Annotated in this window: 12 protein-coding genes and 1 other annotated feature; of the genes, 3 read left to right on the top strand and 9 right to left on the bottom strand. The window is 53.3% G+C overall.

Annotation, left to right across the window (positions count from 1 at the left end; all coding sequences use genetic code 11):
- Nucleotides 1–165: 165 nt before the first annotated feature.
- From thrC to ACIPUG_RS06870, 5 genes are all read right to left on the bottom strand, one after another.
- The gene (gene thrC / locus ACIPUG_RS06890; RefSeq protein WP_010681780.1) at nucleotides 166–1,455 is read right to left on the bottom strand and encodes a threonine synthase; all 1,290 of its coding nucleotides are present in this window, start codon (nucleotides 1,453–1,455) and stop codon (nucleotides 166–168) included.
- A gap of 3 nt (nucleotides 1,456–1,458) precedes the next feature.
- Entirely contained in the window at nucleotides 1,459–2,388 is a 930-nt protein-coding gene (gene thrB, locus ACIPUG_RS06885) for a homoserine kinase (protein ID WP_010681781.1), read from the bottom strand.
- Between the two features lie 2 nt (nucleotides 2,389–2,390).
- On the bottom strand, nucleotides 2,391–4,850 hold the full coding sequence (gene thrA / locus ACIPUG_RS06880) for a bifunctional aspartate kinase/homoserine dehydrogenase I (protein WP_075278375.1): 2,460 nt from the start codon (nucleotides 4,848–4,850) through the stop codon (nucleotides 2,391–2,393).
- A gap of 91 nt (nucleotides 4,851–4,941) precedes the next feature.
- Nucleotides 4,942–5,057: a sequence feature (Thr leader region), on the bottom strand.
- A complete protein-coding gene (thrL, locus tag ACIPUG_RS06875; protein WP_014916714.1) occupies nucleotides 4,996–5,064 on the bottom strand; it encodes a thr operon leader peptide in 69 nt (22 codons plus the stop codon). (Overlaps the previous feature by 62 nt.)
- A gap of 211 nt (nucleotides 5,065–5,275) precedes the next feature.
- Nucleotides 5,276–5,962, bottom strand: a complete 687-nt coding sequence (locus ACIPUG_RS06870; protein ID WP_320697703.1) for a tRNA/rRNA methyltransferase — start codon at nucleotides 5,960–5,962, stop codon at nucleotides 5,276–5,278.
- Nucleotides 5,963–6,713: 751 nt separating this feature from the next.
- Here ACIPUG_RS06870 and arcA point away from each other — a divergent pair.
- Nucleotides 6,714–7,430, top strand: coding sequence for a two-component system response regulator ArcA (gene arcA, locus ACIPUG_RS06865; protein WP_010300511.1), 717 nt, complete (start codon nucleotides 6,714–6,716; stop codon nucleotides 7,428–7,430).
- 55 nt (nucleotides 7,431–7,485) lie between these two features.
- Here arcA and creA read toward each other — a convergent pair whose 3' ends face one another.
- Nucleotides 7,486–7,968, bottom strand: a complete 483-nt coding sequence (creA, locus tag ACIPUG_RS06860) for a protein CreA (RefSeq protein WP_039278144.1) — start codon at nucleotides 7,966–7,968, stop codon at nucleotides 7,486–7,488.
- A 205-nt stretch (nucleotides 7,969–8,173) separates the two neighbouring features.
- Here creA and robA point away from each other — a divergent pair, with 205 nt between their 5' ends.
- Nucleotides 8,174–9,061, top strand: coding sequence for an MDR efflux pump AcrAB transcriptional activator RobA (robA, locus tag ACIPUG_RS06855; protein WP_014916717.1), 888 nt, complete (start codon nucleotides 8,174–8,176; stop codon nucleotides 9,059–9,061).
- Here robA and gpmB read toward each other — a convergent pair.
- Nucleotides 9,050–9,700 (bottom strand): 2,3-diphosphoglycerate-dependent phosphoglycerate mutase GpmB, encoded by a 651-nt coding sequence (gene gpmB / locus ACIPUG_RS06850; RefSeq protein WP_014916718.1) that lies wholly within the window; start codon nucleotides 9,698–9,700, stop codon nucleotides 9,050–9,052. The genes robA and gpmB overlap by 12 nt on opposite strands.
- Before the next feature lie 50 nt (nucleotides 9,701–9,750).
- On the opposite strand from gpmB, the gene yjjX reads away from it, so the two are divergent.
- Nucleotides 9,751–10,290 (top strand): inosine/xanthosine triphosphatase, encoded by a 540-nt coding sequence (gene yjjX / locus ACIPUG_RS06845; RefSeq protein WP_039278139.1) that lies wholly within the window; start codon nucleotides 9,751–9,753, stop codon nucleotides 10,288–10,290.
- Nucleotides 10,291–10,293: 3 nt separating this feature from the next.
- Here the strand turns inward: yjjX and trpR are convergent, their stop codons facing one another.
- Nucleotides 10,294–10,641: a trp operon repressor gene (trpR, locus tag ACIPUG_RS06840; protein WP_014916720.1), complete on the bottom strand. Its 348-nt coding sequence runs from the start codon at nucleotides 10,639–10,641 to the stop codon at nucleotides 10,294–10,296.
- A gap of 72 nt (nucleotides 10,642–10,713) precedes the next feature.
- Nucleotides 10,714–12,648 (bottom strand): murein transglycosylase, encoded by a 1,935-nt coding sequence (sltY, locus tag ACIPUG_RS06835; protein WP_400337974.1) that lies wholly within the window; start codon nucleotides 12,646–12,648, stop codon nucleotides 10,714–10,716.
- Nucleotides 12,649–12,740: the final 92 nt, after the last annotated feature.

Raw genomic sequence — 12,740 nt, 5'->3', positions numbered from 1 at the left:
GACGAAATTGCTGACAAAGGCCATCGAGCGGTAGTAACGGATAGATCGTAAAGACGCTGTAAATACATCCCTGTACGCTCGGATTGCGCCATCCATGGCGCAAACGCTTTACTCTTCTATTCCGTTACTACCGTTTCCGTTTAGCAAATAGGTTCGTCAGCAATCTTATTCCGGCAGTGACATCAGGAACTCACGCAGCTTCGCGAAATCATCCGGGAAGTTGTGCGACAGCAGATCCAGATCGGCACGCTCAGCGAGCGCTTCTGGCAGATCCAGTTCTTTGCCAAGAATGTCTTCTACGCTTTCCTTGAATTTCGCTGGGTGCGCCGTACCCAGGAACAGGCCAAACTCACCGGCTTGCAGCTGATCGCGCAGCAGACGGTAAGCAATCGCCGCGTGCGGCTCAGAGAGATAGCCTAACGCATCCAGCTCATGCATGGTTTCTTTCGTCGTCTCATCGCTCACTGCGCCAAAGCCCAGTGTTTTCAACTGCCAGTTCTTACGACGGAACAGCTCTTCCACGCGCGGCCAGTTGTTCGGCTGACTCACGTCCATCGCGTTGGATAAGGTTGCCACCGTTTTATTCGGTTCCCAATTTCCGCTACTCAGGAAACGCGGCACGGTGTCATTGGCGTTGGTCGCTGCGATGAAGCGCTTAATCGGCAGACCCAGCGATTTCGCCAGCAGGCCAGCCGTCAGATCACCGAAGTTACCACTTGGTACAGAAACCACTAGCTGGTTACGAGCTTCCTGCGGCAGCTGTGCAACGGCTTCAAAGTAGTAGCAAATCTGCGCCAGCAGACGGCTGATGTTGATGGAGTTCGCTGAGTTCAGGCCAATCGCCTTTTTCAGTTCTTCATCATCAAACGCCTTTTTCACTAACGCCTGACAGGCATCGAAATCGCTGTCGATCGCGATGGTGTGAATATTGCCACCCAGCGTACAGAACAGTTTTTCCTGCAACGGGCTGATCTTGCCCTGCGGATACAAAATCACAACGCGGACATTTTCCAGACCGTAAAAGGCGTGCGCCACAGCGGCACCGGTGTCGCCAGAGGTTGCCGTCAGAATAGTGATTTTCTCGTCGCCAGACACTTCCGTCAGCATTTGCGCCATAAAGCGGCCGCCGAAGTCTTTAAAGGCCAGCGTCGGACCGTGGAACAGCTCCAGCGCAGCAATGTCTTCCGCAACTGGCGCAACGGGTGCCGGGAACGCAAAAGCAGCTTTTACGCGCTCGAACACCGTTTCAGCCGCGATCTCATCGCCAATGTACGCAGACAGAATACGGCTGCTGCGAGTAACGAAATCCAGATCCAGCAGTGCATCGATTTCGGTGCGCTCAAATTCCGGCAGCTCCAGCGGGAAGAACAGCCCTTGCTGGCTACCCAGCCCTTGCTTGATAGCCTGAGCAAAACTGACCTGCTCGTTATGATCTTTAAGGTTGTACAGTTTCATGCGTTATCCCAGTTGTCGTGCGCCAGTCGTATCAAGACGGCAAATATGAACAAAACCTTCATCGTTCTGCAAATAGTTATCCCGCAGCCAGTCGGCTAAGCGCTGTGCGCTTGCCATGTCGTTGCAGACGGAGAATAACGTTGGGCCAGAGCCGGAAATACCGCAGGCCAGCGCCCCGATATCTTCAGCAGCCTGGCGAGCGGCAGCAAAGCCGGGCAGCAGTTTCGTACGATAAGGTTCTGCGATGACATCCTTCATCAGTTTCGCCGCCAGCTCAGCCTGTCCGGTATGGCAAGCGTGGATAAAGCCGGCCAGATAGCGGCCGTGGCTGATACAATCCTGACGACGATATTGCGCAGGCAGAATCGCGCGCGCTTCAGCAGTGGAGACTTTAATCCCCGGATACGCCATGACCCACAGCCAATCATCGAATGACGGCACAGGCTGGCTGATGATGCCGTTCTCTTCCAGCATCAGTTGGACGCCGCCAAGGAAACACGGGGCAACGTTATCGTAGTGAACGCTGCCGGAAATGCGTCCTTCCAGCTCACCCATCAGCGTCAGCAGACGGGTATCATCCAGCGGCTTACCGCAAAATTCGTTCATCGCCATCAGCCCAGCGACGACAGAACAAGCGCTGGAACCGAGTCCGGAACCAATCGGCATGTTCTTTTCGAGCGTCATCGCTACTGGTACGGTTTTGCCAATTTCCTGACAGAACAGTTCCCAACATTGATACACAATGTTTTCTTTTGGGTTGTCTGGCAGCTTGCTAACAAAACGCCCTTCATTACGCAGGCTGAACAGATCGGCGGCTTCAACAGAGACGCAATCCCCCAGCAGTGAACCGTCTACCGGCGAGACGGCCGCACCCAGCACATCAAACCCGACGCTGACGTTACCGATTGATGCAGGTGCATACACCTTAACCATAATTATGCTCCCAACTTCCATGACAAGGTGCGCAGCAGATCTGCGAACACACCAGCAGCGGTAACATCGTTACCCGCGCCATAACCGCGCAACACGAGCGGCAGTGGCTGATAATAACGGCTGTAGAATGCCAGCGCATTCTCGCCATCTTTGACTTTAAACAGCGGATCGTTGCCGCCAACAGCACTGATTTTGACCTTGCAGCGGCCTTCTTCAATCACGCCGACATAGCGCAACACTTTACCTTCATCACGCGCTTGTGCAACACGGCTGGCAAACTCATCGTCTGCCGACGGCAGGCGCTGCATGAAGCTGGCAACATCGCCGGAGGCATCGAAGCTGGCAGGCAGAACAGATTCCACTTCAATATCGCCCAGCTCCAGCTGATAACCCGCTTCACGCGCCAGAATCAGCAGTTTACGCGCCACGTCCATACCGGACAGATCGTCACGCGGATCGGGCTCGGTATAGCCTTTTTCTTTCGCCTGTGTGGTCGCTTCCGACAACGACATGCCTTCATCAAGTTTACCGAAAATAAAGGACAGCGAACCAGAAAGAATTCCGGTAAAGCGAATCAGCTCATCACCCGCATTCAGCAAATTTTGCAGGTTCTCAATCACCGGCAGGCCTGCACCGACGTTGGTGTCATACAGGAAACGACGACGGGATTTCGCCGCAGCGCTACGCAGTTGGTGATAGTAATTCATCGACCCCGTGTTGGCTTTCTTGTTTGGCGTCACGACATGGAAACCGTCGGCCAGGAAATCCACGTACTGATCGGCCACGGCCTGATTCGACGTACAGTCAACGATCACCGGGTTCAGCAGATGGTACTCTTTAACCAGACGGATCAGACGGCCCAGATTAAACGGTTCGCGGGCTTTACCCAGCTCTTCATGCCAGTTTTCCATCGAGATGCCGTTAATATTGGTCAGCATCGCTTTGGAGTTGGCGATCCCACACACGCGCAGGTCGATATGTTTGTCTTTCAGCCACGGCTGCTGGCGGTGGATCTGATCCAGCAGTGCGCCACCCACGCCGCCGACGCCGATAACAAACACGTCGATCACCTGATCGGTGTTAAACAGCATCTGGTGGGCAACACGTACGCCAGTGGTCGCCACATCGTTGTTCACCACGACAGAGATAGAGCGCTCAGAGGAGCCCTGCGCGATAGCCACGATATTGATATTTGCCGTCGCCAGTGCGGAGAACAGACGCGCAGACAGGCCGCGCAGCGTGCGCATGCCATCGCCCACCACAGAGAGGATAGCCAGACGCTCCATCACATCCAGCGGTTCCAGCACGCCTTCTTTCAGTTCCAGATAGAATTCGTCTTCCAGCGTTTTTCTGGCGCGCGCCAGCTCGTTTTGCGATACGCAGAAGCTGATGCTGTACTCGGAAGATGACTGCGTAATCAGAACAACAGAGATTCCCGCACGTGACATCGCGGCAAACACGCGTGCGGCCATGCCGACCATGCCTTTCATGCCAGGACCGGATACGTTAATCATCGCCATGTTGTTCAGGTTGGTGATGCCTTTCACCGGATACTGGGTATCCGTGCTGTCCATGCCGATGAGCGTGCCGGGAGCCTGAGGATTTTCGGTGTTTTTGATAAGGCAAGGAATTTGGAACTGGGCGATAGGTGCGATGGTGCGAGGGTGGAGGACTTTGGCGCCGAAATAGGACAGCTCCATCGCCTCCTGATAAGACATCGACTTCAATAGTCGGGCATCCGGCACCTGACGCGGATCGCAGGTATAAACGCCGTCCACATCGGTCCAGATCTCACAACAGTCGGCACGCAAACATGCAGCCAGTACCGCAGCGGAATAGTCAGAACCGTTGCGGCCCAGCACGACCAGTTCCCCTTTGTCATTACCGGCAGTAAAGCCTGCCATCAGGATCACATGATCTTTCGGGATGGCGCTTTCAGCGATGCGGCGAGTCGACTCCGTGATATCCACGGTGGATTCAAGATAGTGTCCCTGCGCCAGCAGCTTCTCAACCGGGTTGATAACGGAGACCCCATAGCCGCGTGCCTGAAAGACCGCTTCCATGATGGCGATAGACAGTTTTTCACCTCGGCAGATGATCGCAGCGTTCACGCTATCAGGGCACTGGCCCAGCAGCGCGATGCCGTGCAGAACGTGTTTCAGCTGTGCAAATTCCTGATCCACGAATGCCTTCAGGCGGGCATGGTCAAAGCCGGGTTGAGACGCGGCAAGGCCTTGCAGCAGCGAAGAAAAGATCGTTTCGGCGTCGTTTAAATGAGGCAGGATATCTTGTCCGGCGACGGTTTTCTCAATCATGGCAACCAGATGGTTGGTAATTTTCGCCGGAGCGGACAATACGGTAGCCACCTGTCCCTGGCGCGCGTTGTTCTCGATAATGTCGGCAACGCGTGCAAAACGCTCCGCATTTGCTACTGAAGTCCCGCCAAATTTCAACACTCGCATTTTTATCTGTTCTCCTGAATTTCTGCCAACCAAACGCCGGAAGCGTTTTTTGTATGCCGCTTACAGACGGCGTTGAGGGATAACCTGCCATAAAAAAAAAGCCCGCACTGTTCGGTGCGGGCTTTTTCTGGAATCTTTATATGCGTCAGCCCGCACCGTTACTGGTTGTATCGGTGATGGTAATAATCGTGGTGATCAGGCTGATAGTGCGCATGTTAAAATCGAATCTCATTAGAAGTAGAGTTATCTGCCCTATTAGTTAGGCCAATCGCCCTTTGAAGTCAACGGATTTCTTTTTTTTCTTCTCGCCGAAGGAGAAATCCCTGCCGCTCAACCCACTGCCTAAACAGGAATAAGCCGGACAAACCGTTGTCAAAATACGTGACTCAAGATGTTCGACTGCCAAAAAAGCCATCTCTGCTATCTTATTTCGGTAATCTTTTTTCAATGTCGTGTAGCAACCGATGGAGCATCGCCGTATCGCGTTGCTCTAAACGTCCCAGCCGCTGATGCAGCCAGTCTCGCAGTTTTTCATCGTCCTCAACCGCCAGAGTAACCAAAAGCCGATCCATACGATCGCGCAGCGCCGATAACTGCCCCGCCACCGCTGGCTGTGTCGCTTCCGGTTTGACCTGCATGAGTTCAGCCAGTTGATAACAGTACACCATCACCGCCTGACCAAGATTCAGCGAGGGATAATCCGCTTTCATCGGCACGCCAGTCAACACATCCGCCAGTTCGAGCTCTTCATTCGTCAGGCCAACATCTTCCCGACCAAACACCAGCGCCGCAGACGCCATCCATTGAACCTTCTCCTGCAATACATCAGTCAGTTCCGCTGGCGTGCAGTAATAATGATATTTAGCCCGGCTGCGCGCGGTGGTCGCGACCGTAAAATCGACATCTGCCAGCGCTTCGGCCAGCGTGGAAAACGTCTGTACGTTATCCAGAATATCCCCCGAACCGTGCGCCACCCAGCGAGCCGCTGGCTCCTGATGTACCGTGCTACCGACAATACGCAAGCTGCTGAACCCCATCGTTTTCATCGCACGAGCGGCCGCCCCGACATTTTCAGCCCGAGCGGGCTCAACCAAAATAATATGAAACTGCATAGGCTCCTCAGTATGGGTTACATGCGTTTTGGCAATAGTTCATCTGCTCGCCAAACAACACGACCTTGTAATCGATAACAATTTATTGATGACTACGATTTATTGATAGCGACAATTTGTTGAGTATCACGGTGAAAAGTTAACAATAAATCAACAACATTTCCGGCATCAACACAGCCTTAGATAGGAAACATCGGTGAGTCCAAAAAATGGGCGGGAAGATAAAACCCTAAGAAAAATAAGGTAAATTATTTTATTTCAATAAGTTATAAAACTACCAGCGACTGTGTAGCGCCAATTATGATTATTGGCATTTGCTATGCTAAATCGTTCATAAAAAGTGCTAAATTGTGACGTAAACTGGCAATCCTATAAGTGTTTATCACAAAATAGTTAACGTGCTAAAATGAAATTTGATATATGTCAACAGAACCGTAGATTTATCAGCAGGCAAAATCTGTGCTTACTGTTATGTTGCTGTTAATAAGGTTAAACTGTGCGCCACTTTGAGCGCAGCTAAATTAGCGCCACGCTCACCCGCTAGCAGTACCTCTAAGCGGGTAGAGAATGAACACCAGTAACGCATTTACGTACTTGAGTCTGACGTTGAGCGAGAGCGTAGTCTACCTCGATAAGCTCCAAGGAAATACCCGGAATAACTGGCGTTGTAGCCAGCGGGCCAGCAGGGTATGACAGCGACTTCTGTACTTCCGATTTCTATAATTTAAGTTGGCAATTTTAGGTAGCAAACATGCAGACGCCGCACATTCTTATTGTTGAAGACGAGCTAGTAACTCGTAATACCCTCAAAAGCATTTTTGAGGCGGAAGGATACGTTGTTCACGAAGCCACTGATGGCGCAGAAATGCACCACATTTTGTCCGAGAACGACATCAATCTGGTGATCATGGACATCAACCTGCCAGGAAAGAACGGCCTGTTGCTGGCACGTGAATTGCGCGAGCAAGCCACCGTTGCCTTGATGTTCCTCACCGGCCGCGACAATGAAGTCGATAAGATCCTCGGTCTGGAAATCGGTGCGGATGACTACATCACCAAACCGTTCAACCCACGTGAACTGACGATCCGCGCACGTAACCTGCTGTCACGCACCATGAATCTGGGCAGCGGCACGGAAGAGCGTCGTCTGGTGGAAAGCTATCGTTTCAACGGCTGGGAACTGGACATCAATAGCCGTTCTCTGATTAGCCCGGCTGGTGAACAATACAAGCTGCCACGCAGTGAATTCCGCGCCATGCTGCACTTCTGCGAAAATCCGGGCAAGATTCAATCCCGTGCAGAGCTGCTGAAGAAAATGACGGGCCGTGAGCTTAAGCCGCACGACCGTACCGTTGACGTAACCATCCGCCGTATCCGCAAGCACTTTGAATCTACAGCCGATACACCGGAAATCATCGCGACGATCCACGGTGAAGGCTACCGCTTCTGCGGCGATCTGGAAAATTAATTCCCCTCAGCCGGAGCAGTCTTCTGTTCCGGCTGTTTTCCCTTCTTACCGCACGTTATTCACTCTTTCCCCACGGCATAACCGGCACTGCGCTTAACGCATTCTTCGGCGATCCATCGACTAAACGATCGGAGTAAGCAAGATAGATCAGCGAATTGCGCTTTTGATCGTAAAATCGCACAACCTGCAATTTCTTAAAAACCAGCGATGTTCTTTTCTGGAACACCACAGATCCGCGATCGCCGCCGTTTTTAATTTTATCGGACAGTGTAATCGGCCCAACCTGCTGACAGGAAATGGCAGCGTCCGACGTGTCTTCCGCCAGCCCTAACCCGCCTTTGATTCCGCCCGTTTTGGCTCGGCTAATGTAGCAGGTCACGTTTGATACATCCGGATCGTCAAACGCTTCCACTACGATCTTATGATCCGGCCCCAGCAATTTAAAGGCCGTATCGACAGATCCCACTTCTTCCGCACTGACAACGCCAGCGGTGGACAGCAATAGCAGACCCGCTCCCATGATGCGCTTTATGTTCATATTTCAGGTCCTGTGACAATTCATAACAAACGGTTAATAACCACAATTAAAAAGGGGATGAGCAAAATAAACCGCTATAATCTCCCTCCTTATCCAAATTACCTGCGGAACATTTTCAAAAATCTTCGGCAGTACCAAAGTGAAAATATTGCTATGATGCGGGATCTCAATACGCTCGCGCTCAATGTGTTTGATGAGGAAGATTATGGATCAAGCCGGTATCATACGTGACTTGCTTAACTGGCTGGAAAGCCATCTCGACCAGCCGCTATCACTCGATAATGTGGCGGCGAAAGCGGGTTATTCCAAGTGGCATCTGCAAAGAATGTTCAAAGATGTGACGGGCCATGCCATTGGTTCATATATCCGAGCGCGGAGATTGACCAAAGCGGCGGTTGCACTCTGTCTGACCAGCCGCCCTATCCTTGATATTGCCCTGCAATACCGTTTTGATTCACAACAGACTTTTACCCGCGCGTTCAAAAAACAGTTTGCACAAACGCCAGCGTCTTATCGTCGTTCCGATAACTGGAACACGTTCGGCATTCGTCCGCCGATCCGGCTTGGTGCGTTTACCCTGCCACAGCCGCAGTTTGTCACCCTGCCAGAAACGCAGTTGCTTGGGCTAACGCAAACCTATACCTGTCGCCTGGAACAGATTTGTAATTTCCGTACGGAAATTCGCGTCCACTATTGGCGTCAGTTTTTGGGAGAAACCCGCTGTGTCCCACCGGTGCTTTACGGGCTACACCATTCACAGCCGAGTAAAGAGAAAGACGACGAGCACGCAGTGCTCTACACCACCGCGCTGGAGCCGCAGTATCTGCCTGATGATATCCACACGGGCGAACCCATCACACTACCGGGCGGCGACTACGCGATGTTCGTGTTTGACGGCCCGACCGACGAGCTACAGGATTTTATTATCAGCCTGTATGACACCTGCCTGCCGACCTTCCAGCTCACGCGCCGTAAAGGGTTCGACGCCGAGCGTTTTCACCCTAGTCGTGATGCAGACGGGGAAATACCCGACATCATCCGCTGCGAGTATTTTATCCCCATCCAACATCCAGAACCGCTCTCAGCGCTGTAACTCATCCAGTGCCGGAATATCCAAATGCGAAATATCTCCGGCCGTTTCCACTACCCATCCCGGTGCCAGCCACGGACTTTGCTGATAATCAATGCGCGACAGGGAGCAGTTGCGTAGGCGCAGTCGCCGTTCGGCCGATGCGGGTAACCCCAGAACCGTACTCAGCAAGCACCCCAGCGCCATACCGTGGCTAACCAGCAAAGGACGACTTCCCGCGGGCAACGCCAGACAACGTTCCAGAACGCCGTGCATACGCAATGCCACATCAACCATCGACTCGCCTTCTGGGATGCGGCCATCGGGCGTGCCATCCACCAGCCCTTTACGCCATTTTTCTTCCTCGGCGGTCAGCGAATCCAAATCACGGGCTTCTAAGACGCCCATGTTCAATTCACGTAACCCGGGCTCTAGGATTATCTGGCAATCACCACAAGATTTAGCGATGATTTCTGTCGTCTGACGCGTTCTTCCGAGATCGCTGGTAAAAATATGCGTAATCCCTAACGTCCTGATTCGTCCAGCAACTTGCTGTGCCTGTTGCTCACCTCTTGGCGTCAGCGCACTGTCCGATTGACCTTGAATACGTCGAGCCACATTCCATTCTGTTTCGCCGTGGCGAACAAGATATACCTGTAACATGGTTATTTTCCGTTATACTGCGTCAAATTAACTAAAGGTACGAAACTGTTATGTATCACGTTGTTGCTGCAACTACCAACCCGGCAAAGATTAAGGCTATTACTCTGGCATTCACCGATGTCTTTGGTGCAGAAAACTGCCGCATCGAAGGCGTTGACGTCGACAGTGGCGTCCCGCGCCAGCCTCTCGGCTCTATCGAAACCCGTACAGGCGCAAGAAACCGCGTCATGATGGCACGCCAGGTGCGACCAGAAGCCGATTTTTGGGTCGGTGTCGAAGCAGGCATTGAAGAAAGCATGACGTTCGCCTGGATGGTGATCGAAAACGCCCACCTGCGTGGCGAATCACGTTCTGCAAGCCTGGTTCTTCCAGAAAGTATATTACATGGTATCCGTGAAGGGCGGGAATTAGGCGATGAAATGGAGCGTTTGACGGGCGTTCAGAATATCAAACATAAAGGTGGTGCCATCGGCGTCTTTACCGACGGCAAATTGTCACGTACCAGCGTGTACCATCAGGCGCTGCTGCTGGCACTGGTGCCGTTCCATAATCCGATCTATCAGATTCCCGTTCAGGCAGCAAAACCGTAACGGCTACGCGTCATCACTCAACGGCTTATCTGCCGACAGCAACTGCGCTTCCAGCCAGCTTTTTAACGCGGGGGGCGCGGCTTTCAGACTGTTTGAACCGCGCGTAATCGTCGCAATTCCCGCACCTAACTCGCTTTTCAGCTCACGCTGGCTCATTTCACCCCGCATTAGCTCCTGTATAATTCGCACCCGCGTTCCTAACGCTGTACGCTCATCCGGCGTCAGCAGGAGTTGAAGCAGCGGCAATTGAAGATCCTCTGCGATAGACTGCTGCAATAACGCGACAAAGCGTAACCAATGCTCATTGTCTTGTTCAGAAAGTGCCGGGTCGATAAGCGATAACGGAGTCATAACGGGCTGCCATACTATTTAACTAGTACGGCAGCATAACACAATTTCAGGCAACGAGCGCAACGCCACGTCTCAATAACGCCGCTGCCATTCCGCATCCGTCAGCACACTGGCTGGCTGATTCAGGAAATAACGATAGAAGACGTCATACGCCAGCACATTTTTCACGTAACCCCGTGTTTCCGAGAACGGAATACTTTCGATAAACGCAACGGGATCGATGCGCCCAGCGCTGTTCCTTAGCCAGGTATTCACACGCGATGGCCCGGCATTGTAAGCCGCGGAAGACAGAATGCGGTTACGGCCGAATGTCTGGTACACGTACTCCAGGTAGTTCGTTCCCAACAGGATATTGGTTTCGGGATCGAACAGTTGGCTGCTGTTCGTATAGAACGTGATATTACTCATTTTGGCCGTATGCTGCGCCGTCGCGGGCATCAACTGCATCAGGCCCGATGCACCCACTGGGGAACGCGCTTTCGGGTTCCAGGCGCTTTCCTGACGAGCAATCGCCATTGCATAGCTCTGGCTGATGCCTTTCCCCTGTGTTTCACGGCGGAATTCATCGTTCCAGGCCAGCGGGAAACGCTCTTCCAGATGATCCCACAGCTTCGCGACAATCGTCGCCTGCACGCTCAAATCCGCCCAGCGCTGTTCAAACGCATAGCGAGCCAGAGCCTCCTGCTGCGGCTTGCTGCGATTCGCCACCAGCCCGACCCATTCGCTGCGCGCCAGATTATCCATCTGCCAAAACATCAACTCACGCACGCGGGTGATTTCCGGTAGCTGAGACAAAGAAGGATCCGGCTTCACCGCCGCCATAATAGTCATGGGATAGCGCTCGTTCAGCTTCTGCGCCGCTGCCATCGGATAGAACCCGCGTTCCTGCATCAGGCTGCGTAATAGCGTCTCGCCTTCCTGCCGCTTGCCCTGCTCCAACAGCACCACCGCACGCCAGTAGCGCCATTCGTCTTTCTGTAACGCATCCGCGGGTAAACGCGCCATCCAGCTCGTTAGCCCCTGACGATCGCCGGCTCCCAGCGCCATACGTACGCGGCGTTCCAGCAACGTGGTCGACGTGCTCTGCCGCACCACGCCATCCCGCCACTGTGCCTGTTCTGGCGTGGCATCGTTGCCCATCAAACGCCAGGCAATGGTTTCTTCCATCCCCTGACGTTCTGCTGCGCTCATTTTCTGCAAGCGGGCAATGACTGGCAGCATCGAGCGGGCATTATCAGCATCCTGACGCGCCGTGCGCGTGAAGGCCGAGAGCGTGACTTTACGTGTAAAATCCGTTGGTCCGACGGTACGGGCGAAGCTCTCCAGCGAATTCGGATCGTTCTGGAGTTTCAGCAGCGCATCGCCCATCGTTTTATAATCGTCGGGTAACTGCTTGATGAGATAACTCACCAGACTGCTGCTACCTTCGTCCATCGCCAGACGCGCGCGTTCCAGCGTCGTCAGCGGCGTCTGTTCGCCGGCCTGCTGCCAGACGGAGAAGAGTTTATCGCACACGGTAGGGAGCGAACGCCCTGTCAGCCAGATATCCCGCGTGGCTTCCCACACGCCCTGGCGCTGACCGGTTGCCCACTGGGCGTAATAAAAGTTACAGCGGGCGCTGACCGGCTTCGGCGGCTGAGGACTAAATGCCAGCAGCCCAATCCAGTCCTGACGACGCGCCAGTTCATTCACAAAGCTGGTCGTCAGGTTACGGGCGGGCGGCAACGTCGGGTGCGTTACCATAAACTGCTTCACCTGCGTCGCACTGACCTGACTCAGATCCTGCGTGAGCGAACGGTATTCAAGATAAGGATAAAGTGGGTAACTGCGCAGCGTCGGCATCAACTGCGCAACCGTGTCCATCTGGTTGCTGTCCCATGCTTGCTTAACCTGCTGATAGCGCTGACGCTGTTCGTCCAGAGAATCCGCCAGCGCATGGCCGGAAATCCCAGCCAGACATATCGCCGAAACGGCGTACCACCAATGACCCGCTTTTCTCACCTGCATTAACCTCATCCGTTATCGAACTTGCTATCGGCATCCTTCATCGTATCGATACCCCTATCCTATCGGGCAGATCCAGTGTGGCACATCATGCC

Origin of the sequence: Pectobacterium sp. CHL-2024, assembly GCF_044751765.1 — a bacterium.
Lineage (GTDB): Bacteria > Pseudomonadota > Gammaproteobacteria > Enterobacterales > Enterobacteriaceae > Pectobacterium > Pectobacterium brasiliense.
This window is presented reverse-complemented; position numbering and strand designations above follow the sequence as displayed.

Bases quoted from the DNA above. Each gene is read 5' to 3' on its own strand.
- trpR (WP_014916720.1), bottom strand. From the start codon at position 10,641: ATGACTCCGTTATCGCTTATCGACCCGGCACTTTCTGAACAAGACAAT.
- gpmB (WP_014916718.1), bottom strand. From the start codon at position 9,700: ATGTTACAGGTATATCTTGTTCGCCACGGCGAAACAGAATGGAATGTG.
- thrC (WP_010681780.1), bottom strand. From the start codon at position 1,455: ATGAAACTGTACAACCTTAAAGATCATAACGAGCAGGTCAGTTTTGCT.
- sltY (WP_400337974.1), bottom strand. From the start codon at position 12,648: ATGCAGGTGAGAAAAGCGGGTCATTGGTGGTACGCCGTTTCGGCGATA.
- ACIPUG_RS06870 (WP_320697703.1), bottom strand. From the start codon at position 5,962: ATGCAGTTTCATATTATTTTGGTTGAGCCCGCTCGGGCTGAAAATGTC.
- arcA (WP_010300511.1), top strand. From the start codon at position 6,714: ATGCAGACGCCGCACATTCTTATTGTTGAAGACGAGCTAGTAACTCGT.
- yjjX (WP_039278139.1), top strand. From the start codon at position 9,751: ATGTATCACGTTGTTGCTGCAACTACCAACCCGGCAAAGATTAAGGCT.
- thrB (WP_010681781.1), bottom strand. From the start codon at position 2,388: ATGGTTAAGGTGTATGCACCTGCATCAATCGGTAACGTCAGCGTCGGG.
- creA (WP_039278144.1), bottom strand. From the start codon at position 7,968: ATGAACATAAAGCGCATCATGGGAGCGGGTCTGCTATTGCTGTCCACC.
- robA (WP_014916717.1), top strand. From the start codon at position 8,174: ATGGATCAAGCCGGTATCATACGTGACTTGCTTAACTGGCTGGAAAGC.
- thrA (WP_075278375.1), bottom strand. From the start codon at position 4,850: ATGCGAGTGTTGAAATTTGGCGGGACTTCAGTAGCAAATGCGGAGCGT.